The organism is Nocardia sp. JCM 38205 (assembly GCF_058222935.1).
The window spans coordinates 90319-108505 of the sequence record NZ_JBYHFL010000011.1 but is presented as its reverse complement, the minus strand read 5'-3'; the positions used below and the strand labels follow the sequence as shown (position 1 = coordinate 108505).

Below are 18187 nucleotides of genomic sequence, written 5' to 3'. Positions count from 1 at the left end.
CCCGGCACCGACACCGCGGCGCACGGTCGCGCCGCGCAGCTCTGGATTTATCCGCCCGCGCGGACGATACTTGGCATAACCGCTGGTCACCGCGGAGTTTCAGATGCTCGGCAGGCGCGGTAGCGGAGTCGTTCGACAGGCAGGCAGGTGTCGGCCAAACGCCGGCAGCATGACAACGCGGTCACTCACACACAACGGCGGTACTACAGCGGAGGGCAGCTCCATGACGATTCTGCTCCAGGTTCTCGAGCAGAGCTTCACGCCGACCACACCGTGGGAACGGCGCAAATTCACCTTCGTCAACACGCACTGCATCGTCGGGATGCGGCTGGACGGCGAGTCCGGCGTCTGGCTGGATCTGTCCCGGCCGGGTGAATCGCAGCGGCTGGCGCACACCGCCGACCCGCACGATGCGATCACCTTCCTGCTCACCACCTTCGCCAAGATCGCCGAATGCGAAGATCGCGGCGGCTCCTGGTTGATCGGCCACGACGGCACCCACAGCGCCACCATCGCCGCCACCCGGTTCCCACCGCACGGCGCCCAGGACACCGCCGACGAGCTGCTGGCCCGCGCCTGGCTGTAGATCCGGGGTTCGCCCGAAACACCGGAACCTGTCGGTGGGTACCGGTACACCTTGTGCATGCGGGTGGGCACAGGGCGGGATTCGACGGCGATCGCATCAGCGGCCACACAACGGGCGGAGAGCGCCCATGCGGGGGCAGTGGCCGCGCGGCGCACGATCGTCAACACAGCACACGCACCGACCCGGCGCGGCCGGTCCATCGCACATCGGCGCTGGACCGACCGCGACAACGGACCGATCCGGCAGGCCGCGCCGCCTGTCATCGGCCCGCTCCTCGCCGCGTTGTTCCTGCTCAGCGGGTGTGCACCGGCGGTGGGGCCCGCACCGGGCAGTCCGCCACGAGCCGAGGTCGAACGGCTGCTCGCGGTGGTCCGGGTCGTCGAGGGCCGTCCGCATCCGGGTGGATACGACCGCGGCTGCGGACCGGACGAGGCCTGCGTCTTCGGCCCCGCTTGGTCCGATGACTACGAAGGCACCGGCGGGCACGACGGTTGCGATACCCGCAACAACGTCCTGGCCCGTCAGCTCACCGAGGTGAGTTTCCGGCCCGGCACCCGTGAATGCGTGGTCGTCTCCGGCATCCTGGCCGATCCCTACACCGGCACCGAGGTGGTTTTCAGCAAATCCGACGCCGAGAATGTTCCCATCGACCATGTCTATCCACTGGCCGCCGCCTGGGATTTCGGCGCCGCCGCCTGGCCGTTGGACCGCCGCGTCCGGTTCGCCAACGACATCGACCACAACTTGCAGGCCACCACCCGCGCGGCGAATCAGGCCAAGGGCGACAGCACTCCCGGCGAATGGCTACCACCCTCGCGACCGGGGCACTGCTTCTACGCGGCCAAGTATCTGACGGTGGCCATCCACTACGACCTGCCCATCACCGTCGACGACCGGACGGCACTGCAATCCATCGCGATCAGCTGCCCGTAATGGCTCGTCGCGTCGGGGTCTGCGGCTATCCCACCACCGAGTTCGCAGGTCTGCGCACGAAGCAGATCGCGCTCGGCTATGCCCTTGGTGGTACGGCATCGCCGGGCTGCCGGCGCGGGCCGCGCGCCGATCAATTCTCGTGGTGGCCGGCTGATCTGCGCGGATCACTATCAGGCGCCGGTGGCGACCGCCCGTTTCGGGTCGTTGGACCACTGCGACCACGAGCCCGGGTACAGGGCGGCGTCGATGCCCGCGACCGCGAGCGCCGCGATCTGGTGGGCGGCGGTGACGCCGGAGCCGCAGTAGACCGCCACCGGGCCCGCCCAGTCGGCGAAGCGTTTGCGCAGCTCCTCCGGGGTGCGGAAGTGGCCGTCGGCGGTGAGGTTGTCGGCGGTCGGAGCGCTGATCGCGCCGGGGATATGGCCGGCGCGCGGGTCGATCGGCTCCTGTTCGCCGCGAAAGCGCTCGCCCGCACGCGCGTCGAGCAGTGCCCCCGGCCAGCGCGCGGCGGCGTCGGCATCGATGACCGGCAGATGGCCGGGGCTCAATTCGACGTCGCCATCGGCGGGATCGGGTTCGGCGCCGGTGGCCTGCTCGGCGCCGGTCGCGATCCAGGCGGGCAGGCCGCCGTCGAGGATCCGCACATCGGCCAAGCCGGCCCAGCGCAGCAACCACCAGGCGCGCGCGGCCGCCATACCGCCGGTCGCGTCGTAGACGACGACGGTGTCGCCGTTGCATACGCCCCAGCTACGCGCGCATTTCTCCAGCTGACCGATATCCGGCAGCGGATGCCTGCCGCGGGCAGGGGAGGGCGGTGCGGCGAGCTCGGTCTCCAGGTCGACGAAGACCGCCCCGGGGATATGCCCCTCCAGATAGTGTTGCGGGCCGTCCGGATCGCCCAGCGCCCAGCGGACATCGAGCACCCGTACTCGATTGTCCGACAACGCGTCCCGCAGTTCGTCCGCCGAAATGAGTACCGGCCGCACCCCAGCTCCTCGTTCAGATCCGCCTCGTCGAGCCCGTCGCCTCCAGCGTACGGCCAGGTCCGTGCTTTCGTACCGTGACCCGGAAAAGCCGACCCGGCCGCGGACGCGGGCGGCAATTCAGGCCAGTTCCGCTCGACTGGCTCGGGACAAGGGGCCTGGACCGGCGCAGTATCGCCACAATGTCGCAGAAATCTCCCAGCACCGCCGCGCCGCCGAGCACCGATCCGGCCACGGACTCCCCCGGCGCACGCGACATCACCCAGCCGATCGGTGCCGGCGTGATCACCGCACTGGTCGGCTTCACCAGTTCGTTCGCCGTGGTCCTCAGCGGGCTGACGGCGGTCGGCGCCACCCCCGCGCAGGCGGCGTCGGGACTGTTCGCGCTGTGTCTCACCCAGGCCGTCGGCATGCTGGTGCTGAGCTACCGGTACCGGATGCCGATCACCTTGGCCTGGTCCACGCCGGGCGCGGCCCTGCTCGCCGGCACCGGAGTGGTGGCAGGGGGCTGGGGCGCGGCCGTCGGCGCGTTCATCGCGACCGGCGTGCTGATCGTGTGCACCGGACTCAGCCGGCGGCTCGCCGACCTGGTCGCCGCGATACCGGTGGAGATCGCCCAGGCCATGCTGGCCGGCGTGCTCTTATCGCTGTGTCTGGCACCGGTGCGGGCGGTGCAGACCAGTCCGGCGGTGGTGCTGCCGGTGATCCTGGTGTGGCTGGTCATGCGCCGCGATCGCCCCGACGGTGGAACTGGTTGTGCCGCAGTGGAGTTGGCAGGCCATGATCAGCATCGCGGTGCCGCTCTATGTCGTCACGATGGCGTCGCAGAACATTCCCGGCACCGCGGTGCTGCGTTCCTTCGACTACCGCGTGCCCTGGCGCGCCGCGATGACGGCGACCGGGCTCGGCACCATTGCCGGTGCGCCCGCTGGTAGCCACGCGATCAACCTCGCCGCCATCAGCGCGGCACTGTCCGCGGCTCCGTCCGCCCATCCGGATCCGCGACGCCGCTGGATCGCCGGCTGCACGGCGGGCGCGAGCTATCTGGTGCTCGGACTCGGCTCGGCCGCACTGGTCACCGTGATCGCCGCGGCGCCGGCGGGGACGCTGGAAACCGTTGCGGGCCTGGCCTTGCTGCCGACCCTCGCCGCGGCGCTGGCGGCCGCGCTGACCGCGGAGCAGGACCGGGAGGCGGGCGTGGTCACCTTCCTGGTCGCCGCGTCCGGAATCGGTTTCCTCGGTATCGGCTCGGCGTTCTGGGCGGTGATCGCGGGGCTCGTCGTGCGGCAGACCTTGCGCCGCAGGCCCGCACCGCCGGCGACAACGGAAGAAGCGCCTGAGCACGCTACAAACGGCTGAGCAAAGTGAGCGGATCCTCCAGCAAGCCGGCCGTGGTGGCCAAGAACTTCGCGGCTTGTTCGCCGTCGATCATGCGGTGGTCGAAACTGAGGGTCAGCGTGGTGACCCAGCGGATGGCGAGCTCACCGCGCACCACCCAGGGCCGCTCGGTGATCGCGCCGAGGCACAGGATCGCCGCTTCACCCGGGTTGACCAGCGGCATCCCGGCGTCGACACCGAAGACGCCGACGTTGGAGATGGTGAAGGTGCCGCCGCGCAGGTCGGTGGGCGCGGCATTGCCCGCCCGGGCGACGTCGACCAGCCAGCCGATCTCGCGGCACAGATCGCGCAGGCTCAGTGCGTGCGCGTCCTTGATAGTGGGCACGAGCAGTCCGCGGTCGGTGGCCACCGCGATCCCCAGATTGACGTAGTGCTTGGTGACGATCTCCTGATTCGACTCATCCCAATAGGCGTTCAGGCCGGGGAATTCTGCCAGCGCGGCCAGTACCGATTTCGCCACCAGCGCGAGCGGGGTCAGCGTCAAGCCGGCGAACGGCGCAGTGCTGCGCAGGTGATCGAGCAGTTCCATGGACGCCGTGCAATCCACCGTGATCGAGGCGCCGGCCTGCGGGATGGTGCGGGCGCTGGCGACCATGGCGGCGGCGGTGCGTTTGCGGACCCCGCTGATCGGGGTGCGTTCTTCGCGGGCGGGCGGGCGCACGACACCGGATTCGGCGCCCGCTGCAGCCGCCGCCGTGACCGGCGCCGCGGCGGGGGTTGCGGCGCGGACCCGTGGCGCGGACACCGGAACCGCCGAGCGGACGTCCTCGACGGTGACCGCGCCCTGCGGACCGGATCCCGCGACGTACCAGAGGTCGATGCCGAGCTCCTTGGCCAGTTTCCTGGCCGCGGGAGTCGCTGCCGCGCGTGCGGCAGCCCCTTGTTTCCCGTTCGGCGCGGTCGAGTCCGCGGCGTCCGGCTGCCGTTGCGCACCATTGGCGGGCTCGGCCGGCCGACGTCGCCGGGAAGCCGTCTCCCCCTCCGGGCCGTACCCGACGAGCACCGATGTCCGTTCCGGCTCCGCCGCCCGCCCCTGCGCGGCGTCCGGCGCAACGGCGGGCGCCTCCGGCGTGGCGGGCGCGGTGGTGCGCACCCGGATCAACGGTGCACCGACCGGCACGGTCTCGCCCGGCTCGGCCAGCAGTTCCACCACCGTGCCCGCGAACGGCGACGGCAGCGCCACCACCGCCTTGGCCGTCTCCACCTCGGCGATGGTCTGATTCAGGTCCACGTCGTCGCCGACGGCCACCGACCAGGATTGCAGTTCGGCGTCGGCGAGGCCCTCGCCCAGATCGGGCAGCCGGAATTCCAGCACCTGATTCGGGTCGTCGGCACGCGGTTCGTTCACGAAAGGCACCTCGGTCTCGATCGAGCTGGTCGTCGGTTGTCTGCGATTGTGCCGCCCCGACGAGGTCCGCGTGCTGCGGCGGGCCGTCGAGGCGCAATCACGTCAGGCGGCCAGCGAACGATCCACGGCGGCGAGAATGCGGTCGGGGTCGGGCAGGTGGTGCTTTTCGAGTTTGGCCGGAGGATAGGGGATGTCGAAGCCGCCGACCCGCAGCACCGGCGCCTCCAGGTGATAGAAGCAGCGTTCGGTGATCCGGGCGGCGATTTCCGCACCGAGCCCGGCGAAGACCGGCGCCTCGTGCACCACGACCAGCCTGCCGGTCTTGGCCACCGACTCTTCGACGGTGTCGAAGTCGATCGGCGAGAGGCTGCGCAGATCGATCACCTCGAGCGAATGGCCTTCCTCGGCGGCGATTGCCGCGGCGCCGAGCGCGGTCGCGACGGTGCCACCGTAGGCGACGACGGTGGCGTCGGCGCCCTCGCGACAGATCCGGGCCCGGTCCGGCGGCAGCTCTGCGGGGGCATCGAAATCGACGTCGGCCTTATCCCAGTAGCGGCGCTTGGGTTCGAAGAAGATCACCGGATCGTCGAGCGCGATCGCCTGGCGGATCATCGCGTAAGCGTCGGCCGGGGTGCTCGGCGTCATCACTCGCAGCCCCGCGGTGTGCGCGAAATAGGCCTCCGGCGATTCGGAATGGTGCTCGACCGAACCGATGCCGCCACCGAATGGAATGCGAATGGTGATCGGCGCCTTCACCTTTCCCTCGGTGCGGTAGTGGATCTTGGCCACCTGGGACACGATCTGGTCGAAGGCGGGATAGACGAACCCGTCGAATTGGATCTCGCACACCGGACGGAACCCGCGCAGCGCCATGCCGAACGCGGTGCCGATGATGCCGGATTCGGCCAGCGGCGCATCGATGACGCGGTTGTTGCCGAAATCCTTCTGCAGGGTGTCGGTCACCCGGAACACCCCGCCGAGGCGGCCGATGTCCTCGCCCATGAGCAGCACCTTCGGGTCGTCCTCCAGCGCCCGGCGCAGACCGGCATTGAGTGCGGCGGCGAAGGTGGTGATCATGACGGGACTCCTTCCGTGTGCGTGGTGTGCACGTCGGCGTCGGCCAGGTACCGCGCGTAGGCGCGCCGTTGTTCGGCGATCAGCGGATGCTCGGTGGCGTAGACGTGGTCGAACAGCTGCATCGGCTCGGGATCGGGTAAGTCGATGGTCGCGCTGCGTACCACGGCGGCGATCTCGTCGGCCCTGGCGCGCACTCGCTGCTCGAACTGGGCGTCCAGCAGGTTTTCCCGTTCGAGCAGCCGGCGCACCCGGTCGATCGGGTCGCGCTTTTTCCACTCCTCGGTTTCGGCGTCGGAACGGTACCGGGTCGGATCGTCGGCGGTGGTGTGCGGGCCCATCCGGTAGGTGATCGCCTCGATGAACGACGGGCCACCTCCGGCATGGGCGCGGGCCAGTGCCTGCCGGGTGACGGCGAGCACCGCCAGCACATCGTTGCCGTCGACCTGCACCGAGGGGATGCCGTAGCCGAGGGCGCGCTGGGCGATGGGCGTCGCGCTCTGCAACCGGACCGGTTCGCTGATCGCCCAGTGATTGTTCTGGCAGAAGAACACCACCGGCGCGCTCCAACTCGCGGCGAAACCCAGCGCCTCGGCGATATCACCCTGACTGGTGGCGCCATCACCGAAGTAGGCGATGCTGGCGATATCGGCGCCTTCCAGGTGCGCGGCGTAGGCGTAACCAGTGGCGTGCAAGCCCTGCGCGCCGACCACGATGGCCGGGTTGGTCATATTGATGGCGTCGGGATCCCAGCAGGAATGCGCGACGCCGCGCCACATCCGGGTCAATCGGGCCGGGTCGACGCCGCGACAGTAGGCGACCGCGGCCTCCCGGTAGCTACAGAACACGTAATCGTCGGGGCGAAGGGCGCGCGCCGAACCCACCTGCGCGGCCTCCTGGCCGAGCAACGGCGCCCACAGCCCGAGCTGGCCCTGCCGTTGCAAGGCCGTCGCCTCGGTGTCGATACGGCGGGTCACCACCAGGTCTTCGTAGAGGTCGCGCAGCCTGTCGGGCCCGATGTCGGCGACCACCGCGGCGTGTTCCCGGTCGAGGACGCGCCTGCCGTCGGGCTGGATCAGTTGTACCGGATAGCTGGGTTTGCCGAGCATCTCCTTCACCGCCTCCTGGGAAGTCGGAGCCAGGATTGTGTCCTGTATCACACAGCATCCACGATCAGACGATGTGCGCAAGTGACCGACACGAAACTGAGCAGAATGCGCGATTTCGGTGGTAACCGGCCGGTCATATTGCACGTTGTGACAGATCAACTACTCGACGTGTCGACCATCGCCCCTGCTAGAGCGCAGAAAAGTCCGCCCAGCGGACGGCCGGGCGGGCTCGATGATCCGCAGACCGTCCGCCGATTCATCAGGCTGGTTCGCACGTGCCGCCCGACGAGACCGGCCCGCGCATGGCGACCGAAATCAGAAATGCGGCTGTAACGGCCGCGGAGGCGTCCCGATAGTCTCCGTGGGCCGCGCGGCCGGACCAAACCTGTTAGCAGAAGGGCATATTCGGCCATCCTCGCGCCCAGCATCGCCGTCGAGATGCCGGCTCTGGCGATGCCGTACGGCTCGGTCCGATCCGCGACCGAGCCGATCTCATCGCACCGAACAAAGGATTCCTCATGTCGTTCCCCAAGCTGCTCGGCGCAGGCGTCGCGGCACTGGCTCTCGGCACTGTTCTCACCGCGGGTCCGGCTGCCGCCGCACCGCTGCCCGTCACTCCGATGGTCACCCCCGTGGTCGCGCCGGGTGAACCCGCACCGGGCGGGGCGTCCTCGGGCAGCGCGGTGCTGTCGCTGATCGATCGCCTCATGTGCGGCTCGTCGATCACCTGCACCTAGGCATATCCCCCGAATCGGCAGGCACGGGCGGAGCACTGCGCCCGTGCCCGCCATCGGTGACCGCTCGGGTGCGCTCGTGCGCACCGAACATCCATCCGAGCCACCCGGCGCGTGTCATCATGCGATATATGACCGGTCGAGAGCTCGCCGATCCCGCCGTCGACGCTACCGACGCGCGATTGCTGCTGGAGCTGGTGGACAACCCGAGAGCGACCGGCGTGGAGCTGGCCGCTCGGCTGGGGTTGTCGCGCAATACCGTGCAGGCCCGGCTGGCGCGCTGGGAGGCCAACGGAGTGCTCGCCAGTTTCGAGCGCCGAGTGGAGGCACGCGCGCTCGGCTATCCGCTGGCGGCGTTCGTCGCGGTGGTGGTCGACCAGCACAAACTCGATCCGGTGGTGGACGAGCTCGCGGAAGTCCCCGAGGTCACCGAGGTATGCGGAATGACCGGCGCCACCGACCTCACCGTGCGCGTGGTGGCCCGCGATGCCGATGATCTCTACCGCATCACCGGCCGCATCCTGAAGATCCCGGGCGTGGAACGCACCAATATGGCTCTGGTGATGCGCGAATTGGTCGGGCCGCGGATCTCACCGCTGCTGCAGCGGATCGCCGAATCGAGCTGACCGGACGTCGACGATCTCGGAGATACCGCCCGTTGTCCGATGGCCCGACACCGGCGGGCAAGCGGGAGCTATCGTGCGGGCATGGATATTTCGGGCAAGGTCGCCATCGTCACCGGAGCCGGTGCGGGAATCGGAGCGGCGCTGGCGCGGCGGCTGGTGGCGGACGGCGCGCAGGTGGTGGTCGCGGATCTGGACGCCGAGGCGGCGCAGCAGGTCGCGGATTCGCTGGGCACGGCGGCGATCGCGGTGGGCGGTGACGTCGCCGATGACGCGGTGATCGCCACCCTCATCGCACGAGCCGAGGCCGAATTCGGTCCGGTGGACCTGTTCTTCGCCAACGCGGGCATCGGCGGCGGGCCCGGCCTCGACAGCACCGACGCGCAGTGGACGGCCGCGCTCGAGGTCAATGTGCTCGCTCATGTCCGCGCGGCACGCCAACTCGTGCCCGGCTGGCTGGAACGCGGCAGCGGATACTTCGTGACGACCGCGTCGGCGGCCGGACTGCTCACCCAGATCGGGTCGGCGCCGTACTCGGTGTCCAAGCACGCCGCCGTCGGCTTCGCCGAATGGTTGTCGGTGACCTACGGCGACAAGGGCATTCGCGTCAGCTGCCTGTGCCCGATGGGGGTGGATACCCAGCTGCTGCACGGCGGGATGATGCCGCCGGAGAACGCCGACGCCGCGGAGCTGGCGATCAAGGCGGTGACCACGGCAGGCGCGGTGCTCACCCCGGAGCAGGTCGCCGAGTCGGTGATCGCCGGGATCGAGTCCGAGAGCTTCCTCATCCTCCCGCACCCGGAGGTGCTGAAGATGTACCGGTACAAGGGCAGCGATTACGACCGGTGGATCGACGGTATGCGCCGGTTCCAGGCGGCGTTGCAGAGCTCCATGGCCTGATCCGGCGGGCGCGTCGTCCGGGGGCTCAGTCCGTGACGAGCTGGGCCGCGGCGGTGCGGATGACCTCGGGGATCTCCACCGGCTTGCGGGTCTCGGAGTCCACGTAGACGTGCACGAAGGTGCCGGTGGCGGCCAACTCCAGCGCACCGTCGGCCTCGCGGAAGATCGCCAGATCGTAGGTGATGCTGGAGTTGCCGAGCCGCGAGATCCGCAGGCCCACCTGGAGCTGGTCGGGGAAGCTGATCGAGCCGAGGTACTGGCACGAGGTCTGCGCTACCACGCCGAGCGCGGGCAGCTCGCGGATATCGGTGCCGGTGGCGTGCATCAGCCAGGCGTTGACCGCGGTGTCGAAGTACGAGTAGTAGGTCACGTTGTTGACGTGCCCGTAGTGGTCGTTGTCGGCCCACCGGGTGGGCACCGGCCAGAGCACCGGATACTGCTGCTGCGTCACCCGGCCGACGATACCGGCGCCGGTGCCGCGCCCCTGCGGTGGTCGCGCGGGCTCACACCGAACTGGCGCTTGAACGCCGAGCTGAGCGCGAACGCGCTGCCGTAACCCACCTGCCGCGCGATGGACTCGATCGTGGCGTCGGAGTCCTGGAGCAGGTCGGCGGCCAGCGCCAGCCGCCATTCGGTGAGGAATGCCATCGGCGGCTCCCCCACCAGTTCGGTGAACCGGCGCGCCAGCGCGGCCCTGGACACCCCGACCGCGGCGGCCAGGCTCGCCACCGTCCAGCCGTGCGCCGGATTGTGCTGCAACAGCCGCAGCGCCTTGCCGACCAGCGGATCGTCGTAGGCGTGATACCAGGCGGGGGCGTCATTACGCGCGAACCAGGCGCGCAGGGCGGCGATGAGCAGCAGGTCGAGCAGGCGGTCCAGCACGGCGCCCTGGGCCGGCTGATCCTTGGACATCTCGTCGACGAGCAGTTCGAGCAGCCGGGTATCGCATTCCCCGCGCGGCAGCACGATGACGGGCGGCAGCGCGCGCAGCAGACCCTGACTCACCGCACCGGCCGACTCATAGGTCCCGGTGACCATCATGGTCTCGCCGTTCGGGTCGGTGCCCCATTCGCGCACGCCCAGACTCAGGGTTTCACAGAGGATGTCACCCTCGGGTGTCATCGTCACCTGACCGGGTTTGATGATGATCTGCGGTTCGGTGGACGGGTCGTCGGCCACGTTGTACGGGCGCCCGCCGCTGAACACCACGACGTCACCGGCGCCGGCCCGGCGGCCTTCGGGGGCGTCATCGGTCATGATCCACGCGCTGCCCCGGATCATCGCGAGCACCGTCAACGGCGCCTCGTCCTCGATGCGCAGCGACCACGGCGGTCGCAGCACCGAGCGCATCAGAAAGGCACCGCGTGCCCGTGGACCTTCGAGCAAGCCGGCCAGCGCGTCCATGCCAATCACTGTACGACGGCAGGCCTGCGGCGAGCGGGCGAAAACAGGACCCGACGCGCGGCTTGCCGATCGCCGCGGATACGCATTCGTGTCGGTGGTGGATGCGAGTATGGAACGCATCGAGAAGGGGGCGCTCATGATGGGGATCGAGGTCGTATTCACCGGCGATCAGGTGTGCTTCGGCAGCGAACACCTCTCGGCCGCCGATCTGCCGGATGGTCGTGCGGTGCCCGCCGCCGCGATCCGCGACGCCGATCCGGCAGCCTTCCCACCCGAGATCCGCACCCGCACCGGAATCACACTGTTCGTATCCGCGAATCAGCGCGACGAGTTGAACGAGTTCTGCGCGCGGAACACCATTCCGATCACCCATCGGGTCGACGTGTGGGCCGATCTGCTGGAGCCGTATCTGGACACCGAGTTCTCCGAGGCGGACCAGCGCGCCACCATCGCCCGGCTGGAACGCGCCGGGATCCCCGCCGCCGAGGTCGCGAGCATCCGGGCGCGCGTGGGGCCGGTTGTGCACTCGTACAACGTCAAGGTCTGGGAGTGGGTGCACCTCGGACTCTGCGACCTGCTGGAGGCCGCCACCACCCGTTTCGTGCCGCAGCAGGTACGCGATGAGCTCGGCGATCTCACCGAGTTCCGGGCCTGGGCGATGCGCATCGCCGAGCGGCCGGTCCGCGGAACCGGCGCCGATTCGGCTCGTCCGGTCCGATGAGCCGCGGTACCGTCGACGCGGTGGGTACGCCGAGGATCGACCCGATGGTGCGGACCGCCCGGGCGGCGGTGTTCACCGTCTTCGGGCTCAACGGGTTTCTGCTCGCCATGTGGGTGGTGCATATTCCGTCGATCACCGAGCGCACCGGCATAGCGCATTCGACGCTCGGCATGTTCATCCTGTTGATGGCCGGTGCCGGCATCGTGGGAATGCGGCTGGCCGGGCCGCTCGCAGACCGGTTCGGCAGCCGGGCGCTGGTCGGCGTGGCCGGGGTGACGGCATCGGTCTGCGTGATCGGGCCCGGGCTGGCGATAGGGCCGGTGTCGCTGGCGATCGCGCTGGCGGCCTTCGGATTCGGCAACGGCGCCCTCGACGTCTCGATGAATACCCAAGCGGTGCATGTGGAACGGGAGTATCGGCGCCCGATCATGTCGGCCTTCCACGCGCTGTTCTCCGGCGGCGGTCTACTCGGCGCGCTGGTCGGCGCGCTCACGCTGAGGTTGGGCTGGTCACCGTGGCTGACGATGTCGCTGGCGGCGGGCGCCGGGGTCGTCATCGTGGCGGCCTGCCTGCCCCGGCTGCTGCCGCATGCCCCGCCGGAGCACGAAGGCGGCGAGACCGATATCAGCGGCAGTTCCCGCAAGGTATGGGCGCTGGCCGCGCTGGCGTTCGGTCTACTGCTCACCGAGGGCGTCGCCAACGACTGGAGCACCTTGCAGATGCGCGAGCATCTCGAGACCGACGAGTCCACGGCCGCTTTGGCTTTCGGCGCGTTCTCGGTCACCATGACGCTCGGCCGTTTCACCGCCGATAGGGTCAGCGGCGCGTTCGGCCGCGTCGCGGTGGTGCGCTACGGTTCGCTGCTCGCCGCACTCGGGTTGCTGCTCATCCTGGTATCGCCGTGGGTTCCGCTCACCCTGCTCGGCTGGGCGTTGTGCGGCCTCGGCTTGGCCGGCGGTATCCCGCAGATCTTCACCGCCGCGGGCAATCTCGGTTCCGGTAATGCCGCCACGGATATGTCGCGGGTGTTCAGCATCGGCTACGTGGGCCTGCTCGCGGGCCCTGCCGTGATCGGCTGGCTCACAGCTTTGATCCCACTCACCGCCACCTTCGTGGTGCCCGTGGCGATAGTCGTGCTGTGCTGCGTGTTCGCGGGCATCGTCGCGCCCCCGGCGGAGACAACCGCGGCTCCCCCGGCCGCGTCGGCAAAGCCCTTCATGGAGTGATCCCACACGTCCCCGATGCGCGTTGCACCGCCCCAGTCGACCCACACCCGTTCGCCGACAACGTGCTCACCGACGCCCGCTCCGGTTCGGACGCCCCGCGCGCCGGTCCACGCCGGTCGAATCGCCCCTGCAACCAGCCACCTCCCGGGCCAGCAGCGGAGTTCGCGATCAGCCCCGCATCGACAGCTCGACCATCGGGACGGTGTCGATGCCCTGCCCGGTCGCCTCCTCGATGACGCCGCTGAGTTCCTGGTACGCCTTCGGATGCCGGACGCGATAACCGGCCAGCACGGCGGCGGTTTCCTCGATGTCGAGCATGCGGGCCACCGCGGCCGCGCGATAGCGCCATCCGACGCTCACCCGGCAGTGCGGGTCGGCCAGCAGATTGCGATACCACTGCGAGGACTTGCCGAAGCCGGAGGCGATGACGACGGTGTCGGTATCGGGGCGGTCCACCGTCTCCAGCACCACGTAGCGCACCTGCCGGGACTTGCGGCCGATATGTTCCAGCAGCAGCAACCGGCCGCCGAACAGGAATCCGAGGCGCGCCCGGAACACCCAGATGGGCGCCCGCACGAACCATCGCGTCCGCAACAGCTTCGCTCCGATACTCGGCATACCGACGAGGGTAACAGCGCCACTCCCGACGCCGCGGTGCCACGGTGCCCGACACGCCAGCACACCGCCGCACGGCTGGTTTCGCTCCCGCCACACCGCGTCGATCACGGCCGAACCGTAACCGCCGCACTCCGAACAGAATTCGGCTTCCGATCGGCCATTAAAGCCGGGTCCTGCCGGACGGCTACTGCGAGCCCCATCCGAAAACCATCGACCTACAGGTACATTCCCGATTCGGCCTGCGGCGAGGCGGTCACGATCTGCTCGGCCCCGTCCCGTAGCGCGATCAGCTCCGCGAGCGTCGCGCCCCTGGCCGGAACCTCCACTCGCTCAGCGTGTTCGCCGAGCCAGGCCCGCGATTCGGCATAGCTGAGCCGTCCCACTTCGAGCTGGGCCAGGCACCGTCCCGGCCGGGTGACCGCTGGATGCAGGCGGGACAGATCCTCGTTGGTGGTGATCGCGATCAGCACATCCCGCCCCTGGCCGAGCATGCCGTCGGTCAGATTCAACAGCCGGGAAAGGCCCTGGCCCGCGGACTCTTTGGCCTCGGCACGGATCAGCTCGTCGCAGTCCTCCAGCACCAGCAGCCGCCAGCGCCCTGCCCCCTGTTCGCCGCCATCGGCGCCCATCGCCGCAGACATCAGGTAACCCGGCTGGGAGAACAAGACCTCGGGATCGAGCACACAATCGGCCTGACACCACGGTCCCCAAGCCCGCGCGAGGGCCCGCAGCGCGGTGGTCTTGCCGGTGCCGGGCGCGCCGTGCAGCAGCAACAGCCGTCCGCGAATATCGGCCGCCGCCAAGGCCATCAACCGATCCAGCGTGGCCGCGACCGGCGCCGAGTAGTTGCCGCGGATATCGGCCCAGGCCGGAGTCGAGATGTCGAGTACCCGGCGACGCGGGCCCTGGTGTTCGTCCAGATGCCAGAAACCCATCTTGACCACGTCGTCGGCGATGGTTTCGTCCACTGCCTCGTGGGTCGCCTCGGTCATGATGCGCTCGGCGAGCTCATCGTCGACCGCGACCACTTCGACGACGCCGCTGCGGTCCTCCCAGCGATCCGAACGCAAGGTCCAGCCGTCGCCGTGCACAAGCACCGAGACGCTGCCGCCCTCGTTGACCATCCGCGACACCGTCGACCCGGCCGGACGCAGCAGAGCCTGCGGACGCACTCGCTCCAGATGCACCTTCCGGTAGCAGGGCAGCGCGCCGCGCGCGAACGGCGTCAAGGCGAGCACATCGAGCACATCGCGCGCGGAATAGTAGGAATCGAGCCGGACCGACCAGTCGAGCCCGCCGGTGGCATCCGCGGACGCCTCCGGTGTTCCGACCAGCCGCAGAGCTTCACTGTGTTCGAACATCGCCACCATGCTTCGCGCCGGAACGGGGAACGTCCAGCGATTATCGGTACACCGGCAACGCGACGGCCCGCCGTCCATGCCGGACGACGGGCCGTGTTCGCGCGAAACCGCCTGGATTACAGCGCCTTCAGTTCCTCGGTGACCTCACCGACGGACTTCTTGGCGTCGCCGAACAGCATCGAGGTGTGGTCGGCGTAGAACAGCGGGTTGTCGATGCCGGCGAAGCCGGAGTTCATCGAGCGCTTGAGCACGATGACCGACTTGGCCTGGTCGACGTTGAGCACCGGCATGCCGTAGATCGGACTGGAGGAGTCCTCGCGGGCGGCCGGGTTGGTGACGTCGTTGGCGCCGATCACCAGGGCGACATCGGTGCGGTTGAACTCACCGTTGATGTCGTCCATTTCCTTCATGGCGTCGTAGGACACCTCGGCCTCGGCCAGCAGCACGTTCATGTGGCCGGGCATACGACCGGCGACCGGATGGATGGCGTACTTGACCTCGACGCCCTTGGCCTCGAGCAGCGCGGCCATCTCCTTGACCGCGTGCTGGGCCTGCGCGACGGCCATACCGTAGCCGGGCACCACGATGACCTGGTTGGCGTAGGCCATCTGGATCGCGGCGTCGGCGGCCGAGGTGGCCTTGGCCTGCTTGGCCTCACCGCCGCCGGCACCGGCCGCGGCGCCGCCGCCACCGCCGAACCCACCGGCCACGATGGCCGGGATGGACCGGTTCATCGCCTTGGCCATGAGGTTGGTGAGGATGGTGCCGGACGCGCCGACGATCATGCCTGCCACGATCATGGCGGTGTTGTTCAGCGCCAGACCTGCCGCCGCGGCGGACAGACCGGTGAGGGCGTTCAGCAGCGAGATCACCACGGGCATATCGGCGCCGCCGATGGGCAGCACGACCATCAGGCCGAGGATGCCCGCCAGCACCAGCACCGCGATCATCCACAGCTGCGAGGCGCCACCGTCGGCGGCCTGCACACCGATGTAGACCGCTGCCGCGATCGCGCCGACCAGCAGCAGCAGGTTCAGCGGCTGCTGCAGCTTGCCGAGACCGATCGGGCGGCCGGGCAGGATCTCCTGCAGCTTGCCGAACGCGATCAGCGAACCCCAGAACGAGATCGAACCGATGACGGCCGCGAACAGCGAGCCGATCACGATGTGCACGGTCGGTTCCTCGCCGTGCTTGAAGTTCGAGAACCCGGTGGTGTCGAGGAACTCCGCCCACGCGATCAGCGCGACCGTGCCACCGCCGACACCGTTGAACGCCGCCACCAGCTGCGGCATCTCGGTCATCTTGGTGAACTTGGCCGGCGGAACGCCGAGCACCACACCGACCACGAGGCCGGCGATGATCAGGATCCAGTTGCCGGTGTCACGCACCGCGATCAGCGTCGCGATCACCGCGATGGCCATACCGGCCGCGGCGATCCAGTTACCGCGCACCGCCGTCTTCGGGCCGGTCAGGCCCATCAGACCGTAGATGAACAGCGCGAACGCGACGATGTAGAGAATGTTGACCAGGTTGTCCATCGGTTTACTCGCTCGCCTTCTGCGCGGCCGGCTTCTTGCCCTTGAACATGCCGAGCATGCGGTCGGTGACCACGAAACCACCGATGACGTTCAGGGTTCCGAACACCACGGCGACGAACAGGATCACCTGCATCAGCACCGAAGGGTCCTCGACCTTGCCGAGCGTCACCAGCGCGCCGAGCACCACGATGCCGTGAATGGCGTTGGTGCCCGACATCAGCGGGGTATGCAGGGTGTTGGGGACCTTGGAAATGACCGCGAATCCGACGAAGCCGGACAGCACCAGGATCGCGATATTGGCAAGCAGTTCGGTGTACATCAGTTCTCCACCTCGCGGGTGACGCAGGAATCGGCGAGCACCTGATCGTCGAAATCAGGGGCGAGCTTGCCGTCGACCAGCATCAGTTCCAGCAGCGCCGCGATGTTCTTCGAGTACAGCTCGCTGGCGTGCTCGGGCATGGTCGCGGGCAGGTTCAGCGGCGAGCAGATGGTGACCCCGTGCTTGACCACGGTCTGGCCGGGTTCGGTCAGCTCGCAGTTACCACCGGTCTCACCGGCCAGGTCGACGATGACGCTGCCGGGCTTCATGCCCTCCACGGCCGCGGCGGTGACCAGGCGCGGCGCCGGGCGTCCCGGCACCAGCGCGGTGGTGATGACGACGTCGAAGCCCTTGATGGCGTCTTCGAGGGCCTGCTGCTGCTTGGCCTTCTCCTCCTCGGTGAGCTCGCGGGCGTAGCCGCCCTCACCGGCGGCGTCGATGCCGAGATCCAGCCACTGCGAGCCGACCGAGCGCACCTGATCGGCGACCTCGGGGCGCACGTCGTAACCGGTGGTGCGGCCACCGAGGCGCTTGGCCGTGGCCAGCGCCTGCAGACCGGCCACACCCACACCGAGCACCAGCACGGTCGCGGGCTTCACGGTGCCCGCGGCGGTGGTGAGCATCGGGAAGAAGCGGGTCGATTCCGAGGCCGCGAGCAGCACTGCCTTGTAGCCGGCCACGTTGGCCTGCGAGGACAGCGCGTCCATCACCTGCGCGCGCGAGATGCGCGGGATCGCCTCGACCGCGAAGGCCTGCACGCCGGCCGATTTCAGGGCGGCGATCTGGTTGTCGGCGTTGCGCGGAGCGAGGAACCCGATCAGCGTCTGCCCGGCCGTCAGCTTGGCCACCTCGGCGTCGTTCGGCGGGGCGACCTTGACCACGACCTCGGCCGACCACGGATCACCGATGGTCGCGCCCGCGTCGATGTAGGCCTCGTCGGGAATGAGCGCGCCGAGTCCGGCACCGGATTCCACGACCACCTGCACGCCCTGTTTCACCAGGGCAGGAATGATCTTGGGTACCAATGCGACACGTCGTTCGCCCGCGCCGGTTTCGCGAACGACTCCGACACGCGCTCCGCGCGGGGACTCCTCGCCCACGTTTTGCGTTGTCTCCACCTGTCAGACTTCCTTCTCGTGCTGGCTTAGCTCTACCGAACGACTCAGCGCCACCGAGCGGCGGCGAACGAAGTTACCGAAGAGTAAGTTCCACCAAATCCTGGCAACTGTACCCGGACCGCGGTGAGCTTAGCTGAGAGTCCGGTCACACGCGGACCCCCGGGTTAGGTTGCCCTTTCGGACTCAGATCGTGA

18 protein-coding genes and 1 pseudogene are annotated in these 18187 nt (G+C 69.0%); 8 read left to right on the top strand and 11 right to left on the bottom strand.

Features of this window, described 5'->3' with window-relative positions; translation table 11 throughout:
* The first annotated feature begins 223 nt into the window (after positions 1–223).
* Positions 224–586, top strand: a complete 363-nt coding sequence (locus AC4HOU_RS27635; protein ID WP_163813900.1) for a hypothetical protein — start codon at positions 224–226, stop codon at positions 584–586.
* 261 nt (positions 587–847) lie between these two features.
* On the top strand, positions 848–1519 hold the full coding sequence (locus tag AC4HOU_RS27630) for an HNH endonuclease family protein (RefSeq protein ID WP_462734545.1): 672 nt from the start codon (positions 848–850) through the stop codon (positions 1517–1519).
* Positions 1520–1689: 170 nt separating this feature from the next.
* Here AC4HOU_RS27630 and AC4HOU_RS27625 read toward each other — a convergent pair whose 3' ends face one another.
* Complete coding sequence (locus tag AC4HOU_RS27625) at positions 1690–2505, bottom strand: sulfurtransferase (RefSeq protein ID WP_163813898.1); 816 nt, start codon at positions 2503–2505, stop codon at positions 1690–1692.
* A 179-nt stretch (positions 2506–2684) separates the two neighbouring features.
* On the opposite strand from AC4HOU_RS27625, the pseudogene AC4HOU_RS27620 reads away from it, so the two are divergent.
* Positions 2685–3861: pseudogene (locus tag AC4HOU_RS27620) on the top strand (benzoate/H(+) symporter BenE family transporter).
* On the opposite strand, the gene AC4HOU_RS27615 reads toward AC4HOU_RS27620, so the two are convergent.
* From AC4HOU_RS27615 to pdhA, 3 genes are all read right to left on the bottom strand, one after another.
* Entirely contained in the window at positions 3848–5248 is a 1401-nt protein-coding gene (locus tag AC4HOU_RS27615) for a dihydrolipoamide acetyltransferase family protein (protein ID WP_490725573.1), read from the bottom strand. The pseudogene AC4HOU_RS27620 and the gene AC4HOU_RS27615 overlap by 14 nt on opposite strands.
* 102 nt (positions 5249–5350) lie before the next feature.
* Positions 5351–6325, bottom strand: a complete 975-nt coding sequence (locus AC4HOU_RS27610; protein WP_195007411.1) for an alpha-ketoacid dehydrogenase subunit beta — start codon at positions 6323–6325, stop codon at positions 5351–5353.
* Positions 6322–7431 carry a pyruvate dehydrogenase (acetyl-transferring) E1 component subunit alpha gene (pdhA, locus tag AC4HOU_RS27605; RefSeq protein WP_163813947.1) on the bottom strand — a complete coding sequence of 370 codons (1110 nt, stop codon included), beginning with the start codon at positions 7429–7431 and terminating at the stop codon, positions 6322–6324. The genes AC4HOU_RS27610 and pdhA overlap by 4 nt, the downstream gene beginning before the upstream one ends.
* 518 nt (positions 7432–7949) lie before the next feature.
* On the opposite strand from pdhA, the gene AC4HOU_RS27600 reads away from it, so the two are divergent.
* The 3 genes from AC4HOU_RS27600 to AC4HOU_RS27590 all read left to right on the top strand — a co-directional run bounded on the left by AC4HOU_RS27600 (position 7950) and on the right by AC4HOU_RS27590 (position 9688).
* Complete coding sequence (locus tag AC4HOU_RS27600; RefSeq protein WP_163813894.1) at positions 7950–8168, top strand: hypothetical protein; 219 nt, start codon at positions 7950–7952, stop codon at positions 8166–8168.
* 128 nt (positions 8169–8296) lie between these two features.
* A complete protein-coding gene (locus tag AC4HOU_RS27595; protein ID WP_163813892.1) occupies positions 8297–8791 on the top strand; it encodes an Lrp/AsnC family transcriptional regulator in 495 nt (164 codons plus the stop codon).
* Positions 8792–8872: 81 nt separating this feature from the next.
* Entirely contained in the window at positions 8873–9688 is an 816-nt protein-coding gene (locus AC4HOU_RS27590; protein WP_194990640.1) for an SDR family oxidoreductase, read from the top strand.
* 25 nt (positions 9689–9713) lie between these two features.
* Here the strand turns inward: AC4HOU_RS27590 and AC4HOU_RS27585 are convergent, their stop codons facing one another.
* Together AC4HOU_RS27585 and AC4HOU_RS27580 are read right to left on the bottom strand one after the other, a co-directional pair.
* A complete protein-coding gene (locus AC4HOU_RS27585; RefSeq protein ID WP_163813889.1) occupies positions 9714–10139 on the bottom strand; it encodes an acyl-CoA thioesterase in 426 nt (141 codons plus the stop codon).
* On the bottom strand, positions 10136–11092 hold the full coding sequence (locus AC4HOU_RS27580; protein WP_490725572.1) for an AraC family transcriptional regulator: 957 nt from the start codon (positions 11090–11092) through the stop codon (positions 10136–10138). The genes AC4HOU_RS27585 and AC4HOU_RS27580 overlap by 4 nt, the downstream gene beginning before the upstream one ends.
* Before the next feature lie 109 nt (positions 11093–11201).
* On the opposite strand from AC4HOU_RS27580, the gene AC4HOU_RS27575 reads away from it, so the two are divergent.
* A complete protein-coding gene (locus AC4HOU_RS27575; RefSeq protein WP_490725571.1) occupies positions 11202–11813 on the top strand; it encodes a hypothetical protein in 612 nt (203 codons plus the stop codon).
* On the top strand, positions 11810–13039 hold the full coding sequence (locus tag AC4HOU_RS27570) for an MFS transporter (protein WP_490725570.1): 1230 nt from the start codon (positions 11810–11812) through the stop codon (positions 13037–13039). The genes AC4HOU_RS27575 and AC4HOU_RS27570 overlap by 4 nt, the downstream gene beginning before the upstream one ends.
* Positions 13040–13207: 168 nt before the next feature.
* On the opposite strand, the gene AC4HOU_RS27565 is transcribed toward AC4HOU_RS27570, so the two are convergent.
* The 5 genes from AC4HOU_RS27565 to AC4HOU_RS27545 form a co-directional block, all read right to left on the bottom strand.
* Positions 13208–13657 (bottom strand): nitroreductase family deazaflavin-dependent oxidoreductase, encoded by a 450-nt coding sequence (locus tag AC4HOU_RS27565; RefSeq protein ID WP_194990638.1) that lies wholly within the window; start codon positions 13655–13657, stop codon positions 13208–13210.
* Between the two features lie 215 nt (positions 13658–13872).
* A complete protein-coding gene (locus tag AC4HOU_RS27560) occupies positions 13873–15018 on the bottom strand; it encodes a DUF5925 domain-containing protein (RefSeq protein ID WP_228806450.1) in 1146 nt (381 codons plus the stop codon).
* 116 nt (positions 15019–15134) lie between these two features.
* Entirely contained in the window at positions 15135–16556 is a 1422-nt protein-coding gene (locus AC4HOU_RS27555; protein WP_163813882.1) for an NAD(P)(+) transhydrogenase (Re/Si-specific) subunit beta, read from the bottom strand.
* A 4-nt stretch (positions 16557–16560) separates the two neighbouring features.
* Complete coding sequence (locus tag AC4HOU_RS27550) at positions 16561–16875, bottom strand: NAD(P) transhydrogenase subunit alpha part 2 (RefSeq protein WP_014349354.1); 315 nt, start codon at positions 16873–16875, stop codon at positions 16561–16563.
* Positions 16875–17993 carry a Re/Si-specific NAD(P)(+) transhydrogenase subunit alpha gene (locus AC4HOU_RS27545; RefSeq protein ID WP_175585898.1) on the bottom strand — a complete coding sequence of 373 codons (1119 nt, stop codon included), beginning with the start codon at positions 17991–17993 and terminating at the stop codon, positions 16875–16877. The genes AC4HOU_RS27550 and AC4HOU_RS27545 overlap by 1 nt, the downstream gene beginning before the upstream one ends.
* Positions 17994–18187: the final 194 nt, after the last annotated feature.